The organism is Streptococcus sp. M143 (genome assembly GCF_000162495.1).
Taxonomy (GTDB): Bacteria; Bacillota; Bacilli; order Lactobacillales; family Streptococcaceae; genus Streptococcus; species Streptococcus dentisani.
Map to the genome: position 1 here is coordinate 76,662 of NZ_GG730092.1, position 17,976 is coordinate 94,637.

The 17,976-nt window shown below is 39.7% G+C and carries 25 protein-coding genes and 1 pseudogene; 19 read left to right on the top strand and 7 right to left on the bottom strand.

Annotation, left to right across the window (positions count from 1 at the left end):
* Nucleotides 1-74: 74 nt before the first annotated feature.
* The 5 genes and pseudogenes from cadX (at nt 75) to HMPREF0850_RS03910 (ending at nt 2,764) form a co-directional block, all read left to right on the top strand.
* Nucleotides 75-413, top strand: a complete 339-nt coding sequence (cadX, locus tag HMPREF0850_RS03900) for a Cd(II)/Zn(II)-sensing metalloregulatory transcriptional regulator CadX (protein ID WP_000711083.1) — start codon at nt 75-77, stop codon at nt 411-413.
* Nucleotides 414-811: 398 nt separating this feature from the next.
* Nucleotides 812-1,057 (top strand): annotated as a pseudogene (locus HMPREF0850_RS12660) (TMEM175 family protein); the annotation flags it as partial.
* Nucleotides 1,039-1,398: a hypothetical protein gene (locus tag HMPREF0850_RS0103060; protein WP_000397555.1), complete on the top strand. Its 360-nt coding sequence runs from the start codon at nt 1,039-1,041 to the stop codon at nt 1,396-1,398. The pseudogene HMPREF0850_RS12660 and the gene HMPREF0850_RS0103060, both read left to right, overlap by 19 nt.
* Nucleotides 1,395-1,718 (top strand): potassium channel family protein, encoded by a 324-nt coding sequence (locus HMPREF0850_RS03905; protein ID WP_000825751.1) that lies wholly within the window; start codon nt 1,395-1,397, stop codon nt 1,716-1,718. The genes HMPREF0850_RS0103060 and HMPREF0850_RS03905 overlap by 4 nt, the downstream gene beginning before the upstream one ends.
* The gene (locus HMPREF0850_RS03910; protein WP_000126416.1) at nt 1,715-2,764 is read left to right on the top strand and encodes a DUF389 domain-containing protein; all 1,050 of its coding nucleotides are present in this window, start codon (nt 1,715-1,717) and stop codon (nt 2,762-2,764) included. The genes HMPREF0850_RS03905 and HMPREF0850_RS03910 overlap by 4 nt, the downstream gene beginning before the upstream one ends.
* A gap of 369 nt (nt 2,765-3,133) precedes the next feature.
* On the opposite strand, the gene HMPREF0850_RS0103065 is transcribed toward HMPREF0850_RS03910, so the two are convergent.
* The 6 genes from HMPREF0850_RS0103065 to HMPREF0850_RS03935 all read right to left on the bottom strand — a co-directional run bounded on the left by HMPREF0850_RS0103065 (nt 3,134) and on the right by HMPREF0850_RS03935 (nt 5,856).
* Nucleotides 3,134-3,331, bottom strand: a complete 198-nt coding sequence (locus HMPREF0850_RS0103065) for a hypothetical protein (protein WP_000793098.1) — start codon at nt 3,329-3,331, stop codon at nt 3,134-3,136.
* Nucleotides 3,332-3,516: 185 nt separating this feature from the next.
* A complete protein-coding gene (locus HMPREF0850_RS03915) occupies nt 3,517-3,879 on the bottom strand; it encodes a hypothetical protein (protein WP_000713576.1) in 363 nt (120 codons plus the stop codon).
* Between the two features lie 271 nt (nt 3,880-4,150).
* Nucleotides 4,151-4,300: a 50S ribosomal protein L33 gene (gene rpmG, locus HMPREF0850_RS03920; protein WP_001265622.1), complete on the bottom strand. Its 150-nt coding sequence runs from the start codon at nt 4,298-4,300 to the stop codon at nt 4,151-4,153.
* A gap of 15 nt (nt 4,301-4,315) precedes the next feature.
* The gene (gene rpmF, locus HMPREF0850_RS03925) at nt 4,316-4,498 is read right to left on the bottom strand and encodes a 50S ribosomal protein L32 (protein WP_000290417.1); all 183 of its coding nucleotides are present in this window, start codon (nt 4,496-4,498) and stop codon (nt 4,316-4,318) included.
* A gap of 147 nt (nt 4,499-4,645) precedes the next feature.
* Complete coding sequence (locus HMPREF0850_RS03930) at nt 4,646-4,846, bottom strand: PTS ascorbate transporter subunit IIC (RefSeq protein ID WP_000796544.1); 201 nt, start codon at nt 4,844-4,846, stop codon at nt 4,646-4,648.
* A 2-nt stretch (nt 4,847-4,848) separates the two neighbouring features.
* Nucleotides 4,849-5,856, bottom strand: coding sequence for an SPFH domain-containing protein (locus tag HMPREF0850_RS03935; RefSeq protein ID WP_000136840.1), 1,008 nt, complete (start codon nt 5,854-5,856; stop codon nt 4,849-4,851).
* A 184-nt stretch (nt 5,857-6,040) separates the two neighbouring features.
* Here HMPREF0850_RS03935 and ilvD point away from each other — a divergent pair, with 184 nt between their 5' ends.
* Nucleotides 6,041-7,744 carry a dihydroxy-acid dehydratase gene (ilvD, locus tag HMPREF0850_RS03940; RefSeq protein WP_000137349.1) on the top strand — a complete coding sequence of 568 codons (1,704 nt, stop codon included), beginning with the start codon at nt 6,041-6,043 and terminating at the stop codon, nt 7,742-7,744.
* Nucleotides 7,745-7,917: 173 nt separating this feature from the next.
* Here ilvD and HMPREF0850_RS03950 read toward each other — a convergent pair whose 3' ends face one another.
* Nucleotides 7,918-8,259, bottom strand: coding sequence for a metal-sulfur cluster assembly factor (locus HMPREF0850_RS03950; protein ID WP_001204052.1), 342 nt, complete (start codon nt 8,257-8,259; stop codon nt 7,918-7,920).
* A 123-nt stretch (nt 8,260-8,382) separates the two neighbouring features.
* Here HMPREF0850_RS03950 and HMPREF0850_RS03955 point away from each other — a divergent pair, with 123 nt between their 5' ends.
* From HMPREF0850_RS03955 to HMPREF0850_RS04015, 13 genes are all read left to right on the top strand, one after another.
* Nucleotides 8,383-9,234 (top strand): helix-turn-helix domain-containing protein, encoded by an 852-nt coding sequence (locus HMPREF0850_RS03955; protein WP_000434991.1) that lies wholly within the window; start codon nt 8,383-8,385, stop codon nt 9,232-9,234.
* Between the two features lie 197 nt (nt 9,235-9,431).
* On the top strand, nt 9,432-10,679 hold the full coding sequence (locus HMPREF0850_RS03960; protein WP_000770623.1) for a hypothetical protein: 1,248 nt from the start codon (nt 9,432-9,434) through the stop codon (nt 10,677-10,679).
* A gap of 76 nt (nt 10,680-10,755) precedes the next feature.
* On the top strand, nt 10,756-12,036 hold the full coding sequence (gene hisS, locus HMPREF0850_RS03965; protein ID WP_000775871.1) for a histidine--tRNA ligase: 1,281 nt from the start codon (nt 10,756-10,758) through the stop codon (nt 12,034-12,036).
* On the top strand, nt 12,036-12,500 hold the full coding sequence (locus tag HMPREF0850_RS03970; protein WP_000130254.1) for a hypothetical protein: 465 nt from the start codon (nt 12,036-12,038) through the stop codon (nt 12,498-12,500). The genes hisS and HMPREF0850_RS03970 overlap by 1 nt, the downstream gene beginning before the upstream one ends.
* 9 nt (nt 12,501-12,509) lie before the next feature.
* On the top strand, nt 12,510-12,716 hold the full coding sequence (locus tag HMPREF0850_RS03975) for a helix-turn-helix transcriptional regulator (protein ID WP_001176229.1): 207 nt from the start codon (nt 12,510-12,512) through the stop codon (nt 12,714-12,716).
* Complete coding sequence (locus tag HMPREF0850_RS03980) at nt 12,716-12,904, top strand: hypothetical protein (protein WP_001046407.1); 189 nt, start codon at nt 12,716-12,718, stop codon at nt 12,902-12,904. Before HMPREF0850_RS03975 ends, HMPREF0850_RS03980 begins: the two co-directional genes overlap by 1 nt.
* On the top strand, nt 12,891-13,088 hold the full coding sequence (locus HMPREF0850_RS03985) for a hypothetical protein (protein WP_001046137.1): 198 nt from the start codon (nt 12,891-12,893) through the stop codon (nt 13,086-13,088). The genes HMPREF0850_RS03980 and HMPREF0850_RS03985 overlap by 14 nt, the downstream gene beginning before the upstream one ends.
* Nucleotides 13,089-13,090: 2 nt before the next feature.
* Nucleotides 13,091-13,441, top strand: coding sequence for a PspC domain-containing protein (locus HMPREF0850_RS03990; protein ID WP_000657660.1), 351 nt, complete (start codon nt 13,091-13,093; stop codon nt 13,439-13,441).
* 18 nt (nt 13,442-13,459) lie between these two features.
* Nucleotides 13,460-14,200 (top strand): DUF3169 family protein, encoded by a 741-nt coding sequence (locus tag HMPREF0850_RS03995; protein ID WP_000412275.1) that lies wholly within the window; start codon nt 13,460-13,462, stop codon nt 14,198-14,200.
* Between the two features lie 9 nt (nt 14,201-14,209).
* Nucleotides 14,210-14,851 carry a CPBP family intramembrane glutamic endopeptidase gene (locus HMPREF0850_RS04000; RefSeq protein ID WP_001050641.1) on the top strand — a complete coding sequence of 214 codons (642 nt, stop codon included), beginning with the start codon at nt 14,210-14,212 and terminating at the stop codon, nt 14,849-14,851.
* A gap of 17 nt (nt 14,852-14,868) precedes the next feature.
* A complete protein-coding gene (locus HMPREF0850_RS04005; RefSeq protein ID WP_000832176.1) occupies nt 14,869-15,087 on the top strand; it encodes a hypothetical protein in 219 nt (72 codons plus the stop codon).
* A gap of 151 nt (nt 15,088-15,238) precedes the next feature.
* Complete coding sequence (gene aspS / locus HMPREF0850_RS04010) at nt 15,239-16,996, top strand: aspartate--tRNA ligase (protein ID WP_000830861.1); 1,758 nt, start codon at nt 15,239-15,241, stop codon at nt 16,994-16,996.
* 18 nt (nt 16,997-17,014) lie between these two features.
* A complete protein-coding gene (locus HMPREF0850_RS04015; RefSeq protein ID WP_000806285.1) occupies nt 17,015-17,956 on the top strand; it encodes a YitT family protein in 942 nt (313 codons plus the stop codon).
* The last annotated feature ends 20 nt before the right edge of the window (nt 17,957-17,976 follow it).

The window sequence follows — 17,976 nt, forward strand, 5'->3', positions numbered from 1 at the left end:
CTGGGGATGTATATCCTGATTGAAAACAACAGCTTTAACATGCTAAGGACTGTGTTCGGCTAGGAGAAAAAATTATGAAAAAAGATAGTATCTGCCAAGTGAATATTATAAATCAGCAAAATGTTACAACCGCAACGAACTACCTTGAAAAGGAAAAAGTCCAAAAATCACTTCGTATTTTATCAAAGTTTACCGATAATAAACAGATAAATATCATCTTTTATCTCCTTGCTGTTGAAGAACTCTGTGTCTGTGATATAGCCTGTTTACTAAATCTCAGTATGGCATCTGCCTCCCACCATCTTCGTAAACTAGCCAATCAAAACATCTTGGATACTAGAAGAGAGGGGAAAATTATATATTATTTTATAAAAGATGAGGAAATCAAAGACTTTTTTAATCAACTAGGATAACAACTATTTTTACTACTTTATCATGATTATATATAGGACTTATCTATGAAATTTTTTGATAAAAATTACTCACATGAAAGACTACTCGTAGCAAATCTTTAAGAAAAAAGTATAATTTAAAGCAAAGCGACCTAGGTAATGCAGGTCAAGTTAGCCAAGTTTAAAAGGGAGAAATCTGAAAGAAAATGTATCTTTGATAGTAGTCATTTATTGTGAAATATGATATATTTATTGATTAGATGGATGAATATTTCTAAAGTTAAATAAAATATGACAGATACATGCTTTTTAGTGTATCTTGTTTGTACTCAAAATATGAAGTGACTATCCAATATTTAAGATTAATAAATATTATACGATGAGATAGAATACTACAAAATGAAAGGCAACGTAATCTGATGAAGAAAGACAGATTAATTGTATTGACAGATGCTGTTCTAGCAATTATTATGACCATCTTGGTTTTAGAGTTAGAAAAACCAACAACACCAAGTCTTGAAGCTTTTTGGGATTTACGGCAAAATTTCTTTGCTTGTTTTCTTTCCTTTTTCTGGTTGGGATCGTTATGGATGGCACTAAACACATTATGGGAAAAGGTTGAGAAAATTTCCTCAGAAATTATTTGGTGGAATTTGTTTCTACTCTTGGAGCGGCAGGAGTTCTCTTTGGAGAATTTCATGCCATCCAAGATACCAGTCTGAATGATGTGGTGGACCGGATCTATATAAATGTCAAGGATTTACCGTTTCAGTCCTTGGGAGCTTTAGCTAATATCCTGTCTGATATTAAGAAGGGACTGATTCAAGACAGTCATATCTGGTCTTTCTTCCAGTCATTTTTCAAACAATATCAGTTGATAATCAGCTTAAATCAGATCTATCAGTTTGTCTATCTTTCTCTGATGGAGATCATGTCCTATCTTCACTTTGATTATTGGAAAAAAACGGCTCGGTCAGGAGCTAGTATGAATAAGGAGAACAAATGAAACGTTTAAAAATGTTATGGCATATTATGCAGGTTACGGGTTTTACTCGGTTTGCTCTGAGTTTTGTGACCTTTGTTTTTGGGTCAGGAGGCGTGCTTTTCCTAGTTGAACCTGCTATCACAAATTACGGAGACGGTCTTTGGTATGCTTTTGTGACTTCGACGACTGTCGGCTACGGGGATCTCCTAGCTGTGACCTTGATTGGAAGGATTACCAGTGTCTTCTTGACGATTTATGGGCTCATATTTTTTGGCTGTTTATCAGCTGTTATTTTTAATTATTATACCAATTTAAATAAGGAAAGAGGAGAGGACAAATGACTGCCAATTATTCAACACGGGAATACCGTGAGAAATTATACGATGACCTTCATGTTCGATTGAGAGATACAGCGATTTTGATGTGTGCAATTTTTATTGCCTCTATCGGACTAAATATGAATTCAACAGCTGTCATTATAGGAGCCATGTTGATTTCACCTCTCATGACACCGATTGTTGGACTGGGATTCGGTTTAGCTATTTTTGATACGCGTTTAATCAAGCAATCTCTAGAGGTTTTATTGACTCAAGTGTTGGTCAGTTTGCTTGTCTCGACTCTGTATTTCTGGATTTCTCCCTTGTCTTATGCAAGTAGCGAGTTGATTGCACGAACCTCTCCAACCATTTGGGATGTCCTCATTGCTATTGCTGGTGGGATTGCTGGTGTGATCGGTTCAAGGAAAAAAGAAGCAAACAATATCGTGCCAGGAGTAGCCATTGCTACAGCTCTGATGCCGCCTATCTGTACTGCTGGCTATGGTTTAGCTAATGGGAATGTACGATTTTTATTGGGGGCTCTCTATCTTTTCTTGATCAACTGTGTCTTTATCATGCTAGCCAACATTGTTGGAACAAGAATTTTGATGAGAAAATCTCCTTTAACTTCATTTAAAGAGCTGAGCATTAAAATGAGAATTGGCTTGATATCTTTGATTGTATTGTTGATTCTTCCAGCTAGCTATTCGGCAGTTACTCTGACAATAGAACAAGCGCGCAAAGAAGGGATCAAACAGTTTGTAGGAAAAGAGTTCGCCAATTATACGGTTATTAATCAAGTCTACAAGTCAAGTAACAATGAATTGGTCTTGACGGTTGTTGGAGATCCGATTTCAGAAGAAGAATTAGAAACACTCCACCAAAAACAAGCCTCTTACGGTATTCAATCTGTTCAATTGAAAGTGAATCAAGTTCAGAACTCGCCAACATTAGATAGTGAAGCGACCAAGGAATTTTATGAAAACATTGACAAGTATATTGATCAAAAACTCTCTGAAAAAGATTCACAAAACGATCTCGTAAAAGAAAATGAAGCAGACAAGGATTGAGGACAATGAACTGAATCGGTTTTTACGCCGTGTTTTTCTTGTATCTTCCTCTTTCTTACTTATAGCAGGTTGTTTTTGCTTGAATAAGAAATAAATTAGAAGTTCTATCATCTAAGAAAAATGATGAACAAAAAATCATTTAACTAATGGTGTGAACGTTTAGTGTTTATCAGCTCCATTCTCTGTAATTTTGGGGGTAAAATCCACACCATTCGGATAAAATTAGTTGAATTTGATTGGAAAAAAGCTTTTATAAAAGCGGAGAAAAGTCTTGATATTACGCTGTTTTTAGTCCAACTGAAATTCATACTTTCCAAACCAGGTTTTACAAAAAGTGAAATCTTAACTAAAATTCATTCTCACAAGGTTTTAAAACACTTCCCCCCTATCCAAATTTGGATAGGGTTTCTCATCGTTAAAAACTCGCTTTAGTATCTCGACACTTTCCTTCAGATGGAGCAGTTCGATATTTCTTTTACTATCATCAGTGTTTTTCTCTATATTTTCACAATGGCGTTTGATGTGCCATAAGGATTTTTTAATGTTATCTTCTTTTAAATTTTTCATGCTCCTATTTTACCAGACAAATCATTAAAAATAATGTTACCGTCCTCAAATGATTAAAATATAGCCTGAAAAGTACTAAAAAATAAATAAAGAGCAGTCTTTGACCATATTTTTAGAGAGATAACAAAAAGCGCTTCAATTAAAGCGTTTTTATTGTATAAAGACTAACGAATTGTTTGGGAATTTTACTTATCGTCGTATTTCTTCAAGGCATTTTTATATGCTTCACTGTCCTTTTTGTAATAGTCTTGTTTCGTTCCTGAAATATCGACAGTGAACACGCCATCCTTGAAGATGTAACTTTCTTTTCTACTGATGATATTAGTACCAGTCAGTTCGATTGTTGAACTATCTTTATCAATTGTAAAGGCATCAGCCTCTCCTTTATTGATAGTTCCTTTATTTCCTGATATCGTAAAAGCAACTTCATTTCTATTCTCATTTATCCAGTAGTATTCACCATCTAAAAAATTACTTGATTGGTCAGAACAGGCAATTAGTAAAATTGCGGATAGAGACACTAAAACTAATGTGATAAATTTTTTCATTTGCTTACCTCCTTTTTTCTATTATATCAAAGGAATATTACAGGTGTAAGACAGATAGTACTAAGGGTGTTCTACCGTTTTAGAAATTAAAAAAAGGAATTCATAATGAAATTCCTCTTCTTCTTTAATAAATGAATCAGTTTCTTATTTCATAAAAGGTAGTGAAAAAGGTAGTGATTCGATTGATTTATGTTGCAATGTAGTGAAATCTTGAATTTCAAGAATTGCTTTAAATCAAGGTTTCTAAAGTCTATTGACGTGTAGTGAACCCTTATTTAACTTCGGTGAACACAACGTGCTTGCGAAGTTTTGGTGAGTATTTCTTCAATTGAAGACGGTCTGGAGTGTTACGTTTGTTTTTAGAAGTAAGGTACAAGCGTTCACCAGATTCTTTGTGTTCAAGTGTAATATTTACGCGCATGGTATCTCCCTTCTATTATTCAGCTGATGCAGCTTTAGCGATTTTACGTCCTTTGTAGTATCCTTTAAGTGATACACGGTGAGAACGTGAGTAATCTCCAGTAGTTTCGTCAAAGTTTACAGATGGAGCTGTTACTTTGTAGTGGGTACGACGTTTGTTTTTCTTCGCTTTTGAAGTGCGACGTGCAGGTACTGCCATTTTGATTTCTCCTTTTAAGATATAATTCAGTTAGGTTTGATTTTCATCAACTTTAATAGTATATCAAAACTTTTTTGTAAAGTAAAGTTACTTGACAAAAAAAGATGAAAAAATTCTCCTGTCCGATCTAGCAGACAGGAGAAGGTGTTAAATATCAATCTCAAATGGTTCGTCAATGGTTTCTGATACGTATTTTCCGTCTTTCTTCCGTTGCTTGACACACTCTGTAAGGAGATATTCGATTTGCCCATTGACTGAACGAAAGTCGTCTTCTGCCCATGATGCGAGTGCAGCGTATAACTTTGTTGAGAGTCGAAGGGGAATCTGCTTTTTTTTAGCTTCAGCCATCTTTAGTAAAGACTTCCTGCGTTGACAATTGGTTGTGCATCATGATTGCCACAGAGAACGACTAGGAGATTTGAAACCATGGCAGTTTTTCGTTCTTCGTCAAGTTCTACCAATTCTCCTTCATTGAGACGTTCTAGTGCCATTTCAACCATTCCCACAGCGCCGTCTACAATCATCTTACGGGCATCAATAATGGCAGATGCTTGTTGGCGTTGAAGCATAACAGCTGCAATTTCTGGTGCATAAGCTAGATAAGTGATACGTGCTTCAAGGATTTCCAAGCCAGCATCTTCTACGCGACTTTGGATTTCTTCACGAATACGGTTAGCTACAATTTCACTAGAGCCACGGAGACTACCTTCATCTGCTTGTCCATCCCCTGTAGTATCTACATTAGGAGACACATCGTAAGGATAGATGCGGACAATATTACGAAGGGCGCTATCACACTGCAATGAGAGATATTCTTTATAGTTATCAACGTTGAAGACTGCTTTGGCTGTATCGACAACTCTCCAAGTTACCGCAATTCCAATTTCAACAGGGTTACCTAAGCAATCGTTAATCTTTTGACGGGAATTGCTCAAAGTCATAACTTTGAGGGAAATCTGTTTCTTGCCAATTTCAAGGTTTACATCATTGCCATTTGATGATTTCATTCCTGAAAAAGGAGATTTTGTGCTAACATCACCACTTTGACCAAGTCGAGTGTGGTTTGCAGGGTTGACTGCTATGCTAAAAGGATTGACAAAGTAAAAACCAGGTTCTTTGATGGTACCTGTATAATTACCAAAGAGGGTCAAAACCAGAGCTTCCTGAGGTTTGACAACTTTTAAACCAGCATGAGCTAGAACTGAAATTAAGATTAATAAAAGACCGATAATAATTCCAAAAACGTTTTCCGAACCAGCACCCATTATAAATATAAAGATACCAAGTACGAGTGTCAATTCAATGAGAATTAATGCGAATACACCATTTGGTTTTGAATTGATTAGTTTTTCAGTCATAAGAATGACCTCCTGCTTTATGATATCTAAATGATATCACTTTAATTTATAAAGTCAAGAAATAAATGTAACATTTTTAAAGAAAATATTGCTGTATAGAATTTTCTGAAAATTCAAGAATTTTCTTCTGTTCATTGCCTTTAAAATGTGCTATAATAGTAAAAACTGAAATGGGAGGGATAAGATGACTGAATTAGATAAACGTCACCGCAGTAGCATTTATGACAGTATGGTGAAATCACCAAACCGTGCTATGCTTCGTGCGACTGGTATGACAGATAAGGACTTTGAAACACCGATTGTGGGAGTGATTTCGACTTGGGCGGAAAATACACCATGTAACATCCACTTGCATGATTTCGGGAAATTGGCTAAAGAAGGTGTCAAATCTGCAGGCGCTTGGCCTGTTCAGTTTGGAACTATTACCGTAGCGGACGGGATTGCCATGGGAACGCCTGGTATGCGTTTCTCTTTGACGTCTCGTGATATCATCGCGGACTCCATCGAGGCGGCGATGGGTGGTCATAACGTCGATGCCTTTGTCGCTATCGGTGGCTGTGACAAGAACATGCCTGGTTCTATGATTGCCATTGCTAACATGAATATTCCAGCTATTTTCGCCTATGGTGGAACCATTGCACCGGGAAATCTTGATGGAAAAGACATTGACTTGGTTTCTGTTTTTGAGGGAATCGGAAAATGGAACCACGGTGACATGACAGCTGAGGACGTGAAACGTCTTGAATGTAATGCCTGCCCGGGCCCTGGTGGCTGTGGTGGTATGTATACAGCTAACACCATGGCGACTGCTATCGAAGTTCTCGGTATGAGTTTGCCAGGATCTTCATCTCACCCAGCTGAATCAGCCGACAAGAAAGAAGATATCGAAGCAGCAGGACGTGCTGTTGTTAAGATGCTGGAACTTGGTCTCAAACCATCAGATATCTTGACTCGTGAAGCCTTTGAAGATGCCATCACTGTAACGATGGCTCTCGGTGGTTCTACAAATGCCACTCTTCACTTGCTTGCCATTGCCCATGCGGCTAATGTTGACTTGTCACTTGAGGACTTCAATACAATCCAAGAACGTGTGCCTCACTTGGCTGACTTGAAACCATCTGGTCAGTATGTCTTCCAAGACCTCTACGAAGTCGGTGGTGTGCCAGCGGTTATGAAATACCTTTTGGCAAATGGTTTCCTTCATGGCGACCGTATCACATGTACTGGTAAGACAGTCGCTGAAAACTTGGCTGACTTTGCAGACCTTACACCAGGCCAAAAAGTCATTATGCCACTTGAAAATCCAAAACGTGCAGACGGTCCGCTTATCATCTTGAACGGGAACCTTGCCCCTGATGGAGCGGTTGCCAAGGTATCAGGTGTTAAAGTGCGTCGTCACGTTGGACCAGCTAAGGTCTTTGACTCAGAAGAAGACGCTATCCAGGCTGTCTTGACAGATGAAATCGTTGATGGCGATGTTGTCGTTGTTCGTTTCGTTGGACCGAAGGGTGGTCCTGGTATGCCTGAGATGCTCTCACTTTCTTCTATGATCGTTGGTAAAGGTCAAGGAGATAAGGTTGCCCTCTTGACAGATGGACGCTTCTCTGGTGGTACTTATGGTCTGGTTGTCGGACATATCGCTCCTGAAGCTCAGGATGGTGGACCGATTGCCTACCTCCGTACAGGTGACATCGTTACGGTTGACCAAGATACCAAAGAAATTTCCATGGCCGTATCTGAAGAAGAACTTGAAAAACGCAAGGCAGAAACAACCTTGCCACCACTTTACAGCCGTGGTGTTCTCGGTAAATATGCCCACATCGTATCATCCGCTTCTCGCGGAGCCGTGACAGACTTCTGGAATATGGACAAGTCAGGTAAAAAATAAACTCAAAAAGCAAGCCATTTCGGCTTGCTTCTTTTCATCTTCAAAAGTGATTTGCCTGCTTATACTCAATAAAAATCAAAGAGCAAACTAGAAAGCTAGGCGCAGGTTGCTCAAAGCACAGCTTTGAGGTTGGAGATAAAGCTGACGTGGTTTGAAGAGATTTTTGAAGAGTATTAACGAGGTGGCAGTCCAAGGGCGATACGGCCGTAGCGACTGATTCGTGTGATCTTCCAGGCAGGAGACCAAGTAACTTCAACCTTGACATCTTCGATGCCCTCGATCTGTTTCAGACCTGCCACGATTTCGATAGGCAGGCTTTCGGCGCAATCACAGGCAGTATCAGTGAAAGTCATGACAATCTTGCAGAGACCTGTTTCGTCCAGATTGATTTCATAAATCAAGCCCAGATTGTAAACATCCAATTCCACATCTGTATCAAAAACCTTCTCTAGTTTTTCGATAATTTGGTCTTGTAAGGCCAAAGCGCGATCATTGATTTTGATATCGTCTCTCATAACAGTCCCTCCACGTGATAAATATCCTCTATTTTCTCATAATTCTGACAATTTGGCAAGTTTTTGATGAATTTTCTGAAAAATATGATAAAATGAAGAAAATACTCAATTAAGGGGAAGTCTATGGAGCAGATTGGAAAAGTCTTTAGACAATTACGAGAGTCAAGAAATATCTCGCTGAGACAAGCAACTGGGGGACAATTTTCGCCGTCCATGTTGTCCCGATTTGAAACAGGTCAGAGTGAACTTTCGGTGGGAAAGTTTCTGTTTGCCCTAGAAAATATATCTGCGAGTGTAGAGGAAATCCTCTTTCTGGCGAGAGGTTTTCAGTATGATACAGATTCTGAGTTGAGAAAAGAAATCACAGATATCTTGGACCCAAAGAACATAGCACCTCTCGAGGACTTGTATCGTAAGGAGTATCAAAAGCATGCCGATTCTCAAAACAAACAGAAACATATTCTAAATGCCATTATGATCAAGTCTTATATGAAGAGCATGGATGAAACGGTAGAGTTAACAGCAGAGGAAGGGAAAGTCCTTCATGATTACCTGTTTTCTACCGAGATTTGGGGAATCTATGAACTCAATTTATTCTCAGTTAGTTCCCCACTCTTATCTGTTCCTCTTTTCACTAGATATGTACGAGAAATGGTCCGAAAATCTGATTTTCTAATGGAAATGAAGGGAAATCGGCACCTATTTCACACCATGCTATTGAATGGTTTTTTAGCCAGCATTGAGTGTGAAGAATTTACCAATGCCTATTATTTTAAATGTGTTATCGAAGAGCATTTCTACAGGGAAAACGAGACCTATTTCCGAATTGTCTATTTGTGGGCGGAAGGTCTCCTTGATAGCAAGCAAGGCAGAGTCAAGGAAGGACAAAAAAAGATGGAAGATGCTGTCCGTATTTTCGAGATGCTTGGCTGTAACAAATCTGCCGAATACTATAGAAACACGCCTGATTGTTGAATATCTGCAAATTAAGAAAATGATTTAAAATTTGAAACGATAGAACTCCAGACCTCTTTCAGGTCGTTAAAGGAGTTCTATCGTATTTTTGCTTATTTTGTGTGTTGCATATATTCAAAAAATTTTTTCGCTAATTCATAAGTGCTATACTGTAGTCATACTTCATATAGAACTTAGAACAAGAAGGGAGATTATCTATGAAATTATTGTTTAGAAATCAAGCTTATCAACTCTTGACTTTGTCACGATTCTTCAATGCTTTTGGTGCTTCGATTTTTAACCTGGTATTTATCGTCTATGCATCGACCTTGCCACAAGCATCTTTTGCGGTTGCTATGGCGAATATTGTCATGATTCTTCCGACTCTCTTTACAGTTTTTGTAGGGATTCGGGCAGATTACACGAGGGACAAGGTCAAATGGATGGTCTATAGCGGTTTGTTTCAGGCAGTTTTATTTTTTCTAGCAGCTTTAGTTGTTCAGCAAACTAGTTTATTTGCCTTTTCTAGCCTGTGTTTAATCAATGTCATTAGTGATATAATCAGTGATTTTGCTGGTGGTTTGCGCATGCCTCTTATTAAGGAAAAGGTAGCTGAAAATGATTTGATGGAGGCTTATTCTTTTTCCCAGTTTATCACCTATATTTCAGCTATTGGTGGTCAAGCTTTCGGAGTCTGGCTCTTAGGTCTATCGGTTAACAATTTTTCCCTCGTTGCGGGTATCAATGCCTGTTTTTTCCTAGTATCAGCATCTATTCTCTTTCTAGGAAGAAACAAATTGAGCCTGTCAATTTCATCTCCTGATGGTGAATTACTGAAAAATGAGACTCTCTCTATCAAAGATCAGTTTCTATCTATTTACCGAAATTTACGCCTCGTTTTTCTTAAAAGTGGACAGAAAAACTTTGGTTTGATGCTCTGTGCGGTTTTATTGATTAACGCATCGGGTGGTGCTTTGGGTGGCATTTATAACATTTTCTTTTTGAGCCACTCTCTGTTGAACTTTTCGTACACAGAGGCGCTATTTATCGAGCAAGCTTGTGTTTTATTAGCAGTCATCATCAGTAGCCTTACGGGCAATGATTATTTTGGGAAGCAGTCCCTGCCTAGATTGATGATGTGGGCGACCTTAGGACTCAGTCTAGTTGGTCTAGCTAATTTATTCAATCAAGTTGTGCTTGGTTTACTATTTCTCTTTTTAACTCTGTATGTGTCTGGTAAAGTTTCACCAAAGATTAGTGCCATGCTCATGAAAAATCTAGCTCCAGAGGTTCTAGCTCGTACCAGCAATTTTTTAAATCTTCTCTTTACCCTCTCTATTCCTGTGGGAACAGCCTGTTTTTCACTTGTAGCCGTATGGGATATGCAGTTGACCTGGATCTTTTTTGTTGGACTTTCCTTGCTGGCTATCCTTCTGACGAGTCTTAATCTCAAAAATGACATTTGAATTCTAATTTTTTCTCACTGTTTTAATCCCTCTATTTATGGTAAAATAAGACTATTAAGTTTAAAGAGGATTTCCTATGAAATTACAAAAACCAAAAGGAACGCAGGATATTTTACCTGCTGAGTCTGCCAAGTGGCAGTACGTTGAGGGCTTTGCCCGTGAAATTTTCAAGCGTTATAACTATGCAGAAGTGCGCACGCCTATTTTTGAGCACTACGAGGTCATCAGCCGCTCTGTCGGGGACACGACCGATATCGTAACCAAGGAAATGTACGATTTTTACGACAAGGGTGACCGCCATATCACCCTCCGACCAGAAGGAACTGCGCCAGTTGTCCGTTCCTATGTGGAAAATAAACTCTTCGCCCCAGAAGTTCAAAAGCCAAGTAAGTTCTACTACATGGGCCCTATGTTCCGCTATGAGCGTCCACAAGCAGGGCGTTTGCGTCAATTCCACCAGATTGGTGTCGAGTGCTTTGGCTCTAGCAATCCAGCTACCGATGTGGAAACGATCGCTATGGCAGCCCACTTCTTGAAAGAAATCGGCATCCAAGGTGTTAAATTACACCTCAACACTCTTGGAAATCCTGAGAGTCGTGCGGCCTATCGTCAGGCTTTGATCGACTACTTGACACCGCTCAAGGAGACCTTGTCTAAGGATAGCCAACGTCGTTTGGAGGAAAATCCTCTCCGTGTCTTGGACTCTAAGGAAAAAGAAGACAAGGTAGCAGTAGAGAATGCGCCGTCTATCTTGGACTTCCTTGATGAAGAAAGCCAAGCCCACTTTGATGCTGTGCGTCAGATGTTGGAGACTCTCGGAGTAGACTATATCATCGATACTAATATGGTGCGTGGTTTGGACTATTACAACCACACCATTTTCGAGTTTATCACAGGGATTGAGGGCAATGACTTGACGGTCTGTGCAGGTGGTCGTTATGATGGCTTGGTTGCTTACTTTGGGGGCCCAGAAACTGCTGGATTTGGTTTTGGACTTGGTGTAGAACGCCTGCTGCTGATCCTTGAAAAACAAGGTGTGGCCCTCCCTATCGAAAATGCTCTAGATGTTTATATCGCAGTCTTGGGTCAAGGGGCAAATGTCAAGGCTTTGGAGTTGGTACAAGCCCTTCGCCAACAAGGTTTCAAAGCAGAGCGTGATTATCTCAACCGTAAACTCAAAGCTCAGTTCAAGTCAGCCGATGTTTTTGCTGCTAAGACCCTCATTACTCTAGGTGAAAGTGAAGTCGAAAGCGGGCAAGTCAAGGTCAAGAACAACCAAACTCGAGAAGAAGTGGAAGTTACGCTCGATACAATCAGCCAAAACTTTTCAGAAGTCTTTGAAAAACTAGGATTTTAATGACAGATAAACCGGTCAGGAACCTACTCCTGACCTTTTTCTTTTGCAAAATGACAAAAATCATAAACTTTTTGACAAATATGCTTGTCAAAAAGAAAAAGATGTGTTACAATATAAGCAAGTTAAGAGAAAAGGAGAAAAGAACGATTATGTGGGCATTAGGATTTGTACCTCTTGTGTTTATGTTTTATCTCTATCATACCCAAAGGGTCAAGAAACTAGAGAATAAAATCAAAAGAATTGAGCAAAAACAGAAAGGAAATAAAGAAATGTCAAGAATTTTAAAAGAATTGATTGGGAAAACACCGACAATCTTTGGACAAGTTTTTGGAACAGACAACTGGGAAGTTGTGGATGTTGATGAGGAATGGGTCAAGCTACGCCGTGTAGATAAAAAAGGAAAAGAAAAATTCAAACTACAACGCATTGAGGATATCCAAACCGTTGAATTTGACGGAAAGTAGGTCTGTAATATGCAACTAAAAAATCGTCTAAAAGAGCTTCGAGCTCGCGATGGTCTCAATCAAACCGACCTAGCTAAGCTAGCAGGGGTTTCCAGGCAGACCATTAGCCTACTAGAACGGGACGAATACACCCCGTCCATTGTAATTGCCCTGAAAATATCTCAAATTTTCAACGAAACAGTTGAATCGGTATTTCGCTTGGAGGAGGACGAGTGATGAACAAGTATAGAGTGGTTTATTATATGAGTGTTCTTGCCCTCATTGTGAATGCTTTCGCTATGGTTGGAACATTACTGGGGTGGTTCTATTTTGTTGAAAGTAAATATTTGTTTTGGATTAATTTAGCCCTCTTGTCCATTTTCAATCGGTTGAAGAAAAAGGAGAAAAATGATGAACAAGTATAAAGTAATTTATTATGTAGTTGCCATAGCTCTATTAGTCAGCGTGTTTTTACTGAATGGGATAGACCTAGGCTGGTTTAGTCCCTATCAAAGTGACCAATTTATTTGGGCCTACTTTGCTCTTATCCCAGTCGTTGACTGGATTGAAAAGAAAGCAAACAATTTAGCAAGTGAAAAAGGAGAATGAATATGAAAGAGTTTTTAGCAGGTTTTCAAGTAGATACTGAGAACAAAGAACTTGCTGGTGTCTGTGCTGGTTTAGGGAATTATTTTAACATCAAGACTATCGTGGTTCGTTTAGTGATGCTATTTTTGTTTCTTTCTTCGACAGAGTTTGGGATTTTGACAGTCATCCTATATGCTTATCTAGCAGGTTGGCTTGGGAGAGATCCTTTAGGAGAAGGGGCGAAAAAAGCAAGAAACCAAGCTATTCTCTTGTTTGCTGTTTGTTTGATTTTAGTATCACTTGGAACAGAGGGTTTGACAGCAATTTATGAATCAGGTAAAGCCTTTGGTCAGTGGTTAGTTGGATTGGTTTAGTTTAGAAAGAGGATGAATATGGAAAAGAAAAAGAAACGTGGATTGTTGTTTTTAATGTCTGTTGTCTTGGGAGGTTTCTTGGGCGGTTTTGTAGGGATGTTTAAGGCTGTTGCCGAATCCCACGAAATTATGTTAGATGTAAAAGTCTTGATACCATGGATATCAGCTATTTGTTTACTGTTAGGTTTTATTAGCATTCTTTTGACGTTCAATTTCTTAAAGAAAAGCAGAAAATTTCACTCCTTGTATCAAGAGGAAATGGATGATGAACTGAATGAAACCTATTATGTGCAAATGTATCGTAATCTTGAGTTTGGAAACATTGCTTTTAATATTGCAAGTGTAGCGATTTCATTGTCTATTTTCCTCTCATTAAATGAAGTGGTTATATTGCATACAGGTCACCAAACATTTTCCCTCTCTTTCTTAGCTTTTGTGCTACTCTTAGTCGCTCAAAAATCTCTTTCTAAAACAATTGCGATTGTTCGTCAGTTTGATTTGTCTCTTTTCTCTACACCCAAGGATGTCTTAGATTATATAAATTCTTATGATGAAGGAGAGCGACAAGCTAATTTGGAACAGAGTTTTCGAATTTTATTCCAATTACATCAATATGTCTTACCAGCCTTATATGTTTTTCTTATTATCATTTCTTTCTTGACAGGAGAAATTCAGCTACTAGCCTTCTTGCTTGTTGGAGCAATCCATGTTTATATCAATGTGATGCAGTTACCTATGGTAAAACGCTATTTCAAATAGGAGGCCTATATGAACTTACTTAAAAATCTCGGCTGGTTTCTTCTAGCTGTTCTATCCTTTTTCTTTGGCTATGGTCTAGTTCAGAGTATGGCTTTATCAGCTCTTGGACTAGGGGCTTCAATCTTTGGAGTCTTGCCACTTTATGTCGCCCTGTCAGGAGCCTATGTTTATGGAGTTTACAGATGGTATCAGACAGAAAAGGTTAGCATCCAGACAACAGCTTTTAATCGTTATATCTGGTTGCCAACACTGGTTTTGCTAGTGGCGATTACAGCCCAGTTCTTTTTACCAGATGATCCGTCGGTCAATCAACAAATCGTATCTCAACTGACAGTTGCTCAGCCTGTCTTTGGTTTCTTTATGGTAGTGGTCTTTGCTCCTCTGACGGAAGAACTCATCTTTAGAGGAATGCTGGCGCGCTATCTCTTTCCTAAGAAGAACAACAGCAAACAGACAGCTCTGTTTCTCCTCGTATCAAGTGTGCTTTTTGCCTTGATTCATTTTCCAGGAACTTTGCAACAGTTTTTAGTTTATGCCAGTCTGGGATTGAGTTTGGGACTGGCTTATGTGAACCGAAAAGGCCTTCTTTATAGCATTTCTCTCCACGCTTTGAATAATTTAATCGGCTTTTTGATGATACTCATGCTATAATAGAGTCAGGAGGTCACATGAAACGAGTAATTTTATTAGCAGTGATACAAGCGGTCGTTCTTTTCTTTATCATCGGGGCACTTGCCTATGCCTTTAAAGGCGACTTCTTTTACAACTATCTAGCAGTTGTCTTTGCGCCTATTGCAGGTGTCTTGCGTTTTGCTTCGGCTTATGCGACGGAGATTGTTCTACCTAAAAAGGCAGCTGAGATTGCTGAAAAGCGTAAAAAAGGTTAAAAATCATATTTAGGGAATCCGATGACGTTTTCATCGGATTTTTTGTCTGTTCGTTTTGATTTCTAAAGACAATCAAACTTTTCTGCTGATTTTCATGAAGAGCCTGCGCTTTTATGGTAAAATAGTAACAGAATAAAAGAGGAGAGAAGAAATGAAACGTAGTATGTATGCTGGTCGTGTTCGTGAGGAACACATCGGACAAGAAATTACCTTGAAAGGCTGGGTTGCCCGTCGTCGTGATTTGGGCGGATTGATCTTTATCGATCTTCGTGACCGTGAAGGAATCATGCAGCTGGTTATCAATCCAGAAAAAGTTTCAGCAGAAGTCATGGCAACAGCAGAAAGCCTTCGTAGCGAATTTGTCATCGAGGTGACGGGCCAGGTTGCTGCACGCGAGCAAGCAAATGATAAATTAGCAACGGGAGCAGTTGAGCTGAATGTAACAGCTCTTACGGTTCTTAATACAGCAAAAACAACACCATTTGAAATCAAGGATGGCATTGAGGCAAACGATGATACGCGTCTCCGTTACCGTTACCTTGACCTTCGCCGTCCAGAGATGTTGGAAAACCTCAAACTTCGTGCTAAAGTAACGCACTCTATCCGCAACTACTTGGACGAGTTGGAATTTATCGACGTGGAGACACCATTCCTTTCTAAGTCAACGCCAGAAGGAGCGCGTGACTATTTGGTACCATCTCGTGTCAATAAAGGGCATTTTTACGCGCTTCCTCAAAGTCCACAAATCACGAAACAGCTCTTGATGAATGCTGGATTTGACCGTTATTACCAAATCGTCAAATGTTTCCGTGACGAGGACTTGCGTGGAGATCGCCAGCCTGAGTTTACCCAAGTCGACTTGGAAACTTCCTTCCTTACGGAGCAAGAAATCCAAGACATCACAGAAGGCTTGATTGCGCGCGTGATGAAGGAAACCAAAGGCATCGAAGTGACGCTACCATTCCCTCGTATGAAATACGATGATGCGATGGCTCTTTACGGTTCTGACAAGCCAGATACTCGTTTTGAGATGTTGCTTCAGGACTTGACAGAAGTGGTCAAGGGTGTAGACTTTAAAGTCTTTTCAGAAGCACCTGCTGTAAAAGCAATTGTAGTCAAAGGCGCAGCAGATAACTATTCACGTAAAGACATTGATAAGATGACAGAAGTAGCCAAGCAGTACGGTGCTAAGGGTCTTGCTTGGGTCAAGGTTGTTGATGGAGAATTGAACGGACCAGTTGCTAAGTTTTTGACTGGCATTCAAGCAGATTTGACAAATACCCTTGGTTTAGAAGACAAGGACTTGATTCTCTTTGTGGCGGATACGCTTGAAGTGGCCAATGCAACTCTTGGTGCCCTTCGTGGACGTATTGCCAAAGAGCTTGGCTTGATTGATAATGATAAGTTCAACTTCCTTTGGGTGGTTGACTGGCCAATGTTTGAATGGTCTGAAGAAGAAGGTCGCTACATGAGCGCCCACCATCCATTTACCCTTCCACAGGAAGAAACAGCTCACGAATTAGAAGGTAATTTGGCTAAGGTTCGTGCCATTGCTTACGATATCGTTTTGAACGGTTATGAGCTTGGTGGTGGTAGTCTTCGTATCAACCAAAAAGACCTTCAAGAACGTATGTTCAAGGCTCTTGGATTCTCAGCTGAAGAAGCAAATGACCAGTTTGGTTTTCTTCTTGAAGCCATGGACTATGGTTTCCCACCACACGGTGGTTTGGCTATCGGTCTTGACCGTTTTGTCATGCTCTTAGCAGGAGAAGAAAATATCCGTGAAGTCATTGCCTTTCCTAAGAACAACAAGGCAACCGACCCAATGACACAAGCTCCATCAACAGTCGCTCTCAAACAACTAGAGGAACTAGAGATTCAATTGAAACCCTCTGCCTTAAAAGTTTGAAATATTGAGTAGAAGAAGATGAAACAAGCAAAACGAATTAAGCGGTGGCGCTATTATCTGCGCCGCTTTGCTTATCAGATAAAAATCTTACGAGTTTTACAAAGTATCTCTCGGGAAAAATATGATGAGAAAATCTCGGCTTCTCTGGTTTATGGCTTTCTGTCAGCAGTAGCAGTCAATTTCTTTTTTCAACCAGGACACGTTTACTCCAGTGGTGCGACAGGTCTGGCACAGATTATCTCTGCCTTGAGTCATCACTGGTTTGGTTTTTACATTCCGATATCGCTGACCTTTTATGCCATCAATTTTCCGTTGATGATTTTGGCTTGGTATCAGATTGGGCATAAGTTTACAATCTTTACCTTTATCACAGTATCCATGAGTTCCCTCTTTATCCAGTTTGTGCCCGTTGTGACGCTGACAGAGGATCCCATTATCAATGCTCTCTTTGGGGGTGTTGTCATGGGCTTGGGGATTGGTTTTGCGCTCCGTAACAATATTTCTAGCGGAGGTACAGATATCGTCAGTCTGACCATTCGCAAGAAAACGGGGAAGAATGTCGGTAGTATTTCTTTCCTGGTAAATGGAACCATCATGCTGATAGCAGGTTTGACCTTTGGTTGGAAATACGCCCTCTACTCCATGATTACTATTTTTGTATCCAGTCGTGTGACAGATGCGGTCTTTACCAAGCAAAAGCGGATGCAGGCCATGATTGTGACCAGTAATCCTGAAAAGGTAATCGAAAAAATCCATAAAAAATTGCACCGCGGAGCAACCATGATCCACGATGCGGAAGGAACCTATAATCATGAGAGAAAAGCAGTCTTGATTACGGTTATCACGCGAGCAGAGTTTAATGATTTTAAACACATCATGAAACAAGTCGATCCGACAGCCTTCGTCTCTGTATCCGAAAATGTCCACATTCTAGGTCGATTCGTAGAAACAGACAATTAGACATGCAAAAACCAGCTCTG

Bases quoted from the DNA above. Each gene is read 5' to 3' on its own strand.
- HMPREF0850_RS03980 (WP_001046407.1), top strand. From the start codon at position 12,716: ATGAACAAGTATAGAGTGGTTTATTATATGAGTGTTCTTGCCCTCATT.
- rpmG (WP_001265622.1), bottom strand. From the start codon at position 4,300: ATGCGCGTAAATATTACACTTGAACACAAAGAATCTGGTGAACGCTTG.
- HMPREF0850_RS03955 (WP_000434991.1), top strand. From the start codon at position 8,383: ATGGAGCAGATTGGAAAAGTCTTTAGACAATTACGAGAGTCAAGAAAT.
- HMPREF0850_RS0103065 (WP_000793098.1), bottom strand. From the start codon at position 3,331: ATGAAAAATTTAAAAGAAGATAACATTAAAAAATCCTTATGGCACATC.
- cadX (WP_000711083.1), top strand. From the start codon at position 75: ATGAAAAAAGATAGTATCTGCCAAGTGAATATTATAAATCAGCAAAAT.
- rpmF (WP_000290417.1), bottom strand. From the start codon at position 4,498: ATGGCAGTACCTGCACGTCGCACTTCAAAAGCGAAGAAAAACAAACGT.
- HMPREF0850_RS03910 (WP_000126416.1), top strand. From the start codon at position 1,715: ATGACTGCCAATTATTCAACACGGGAATACCGTGAGAAATTATACGAT.
- HMPREF0850_RS03930 (WP_000796544.1), bottom strand. From the start codon at position 4,846: ATGGCTGAAGCTAAAAAAAAGCAGATTCCCCTTCGACTCTCAACAAAG.
- HMPREF0850_RS03935 (WP_000136840.1), bottom strand. From the start codon at position 5,856: ATGACTGAAAAACTAATCAATTCAAAACCAAATGGTGTATTCGCATTA.
- HMPREF0850_RS03915 (WP_000713576.1), bottom strand. From the start codon at position 3,879: ATGAAAAAATTTATCACATTAGTTTTAGTGTCTCTATCCGCAATTTTA.
- HMPREF0850_RS04015 (WP_000806285.1), top strand. From the start codon at position 17,015: ATGAAACAAGCAAAACGAATTAAGCGGTGGCGCTATTATCTGCGCCGC.
- HMPREF0850_RS03985 (WP_001046137.1), top strand. From the start codon at position 12,891: ATGAACAAGTATAAAGTAATTTATTATGTAGTTGCCATAGCTCTATTA.
- HMPREF0850_RS03950 (WP_001204052.1), bottom strand. From the start codon at position 8,259: ATGAGAGACGATATCAAAATCAATGATCGCGCTTTGGCCTTACAAGAC.
- HMPREF0850_RS03960 (WP_000770623.1), top strand. From the start codon at position 9,432: ATGAAATTATTGTTTAGAAATCAAGCTTATCAACTCTTGACTTTGTCA.
- HMPREF0850_RS04000 (WP_001050641.1), top strand. From the start codon at position 14,210: ATGAACTTACTTAAAAATCTCGGCTGGTTTCTTCTAGCTGTTCTATCC.
- HMPREF0850_RS03990 (WP_000657660.1), top strand. From the start codon at position 13,091: ATGAAAGAGTTTTTAGCAGGTTTTCAAGTAGATACTGAGAACAAAGAA.
- HMPREF0850_RS03970 (WP_000130254.1), top strand. From the start codon at position 12,036: ATGACAGATAAACCGGTCAGGAACCTACTCCTGACCTTTTTCTTTTGC.
- aspS (WP_000830861.1), top strand. From the start codon at position 15,239: ATGAAACGTAGTATGTATGCTGGTCGTGTTCGTGAGGAACACATCGGA.
- hisS (WP_000775871.1), top strand. From the start codon at position 10,756: ATGAAATTACAAAAACCAAAAGGAACGCAGGATATTTTACCTGCTGAG.
- ilvD (WP_000137349.1), top strand. From the start codon at position 6,041: ATGACTGAATTAGATAAACGTCACCGCAGTAGCATTTATGACAGTATG.
- HMPREF0850_RS03905 (WP_000825751.1), top strand. From the start codon at position 1,395: ATGAAACGTTTAAAAATGTTATGGCATATTATGCAGGTTACGGGTTTT.
- HMPREF0850_RS04005 (WP_000832176.1), top strand. From the start codon at position 14,869: ATGAAACGAGTAATTTTATTAGCAGTGATACAAGCGGTCGTTCTTTTC.
- HMPREF0850_RS03975 (WP_001176229.1), top strand. From the start codon at position 12,510: ATGCAACTAAAAAATCGTCTAAAAGAGCTTCGAGCTCGCGATGGTCTC.
- HMPREF0850_RS03995 (WP_000412275.1), top strand. From the start codon at position 13,460: ATGGAAAAGAAAAAGAAACGTGGATTGTTGTTTTTAATGTCTGTTGTC.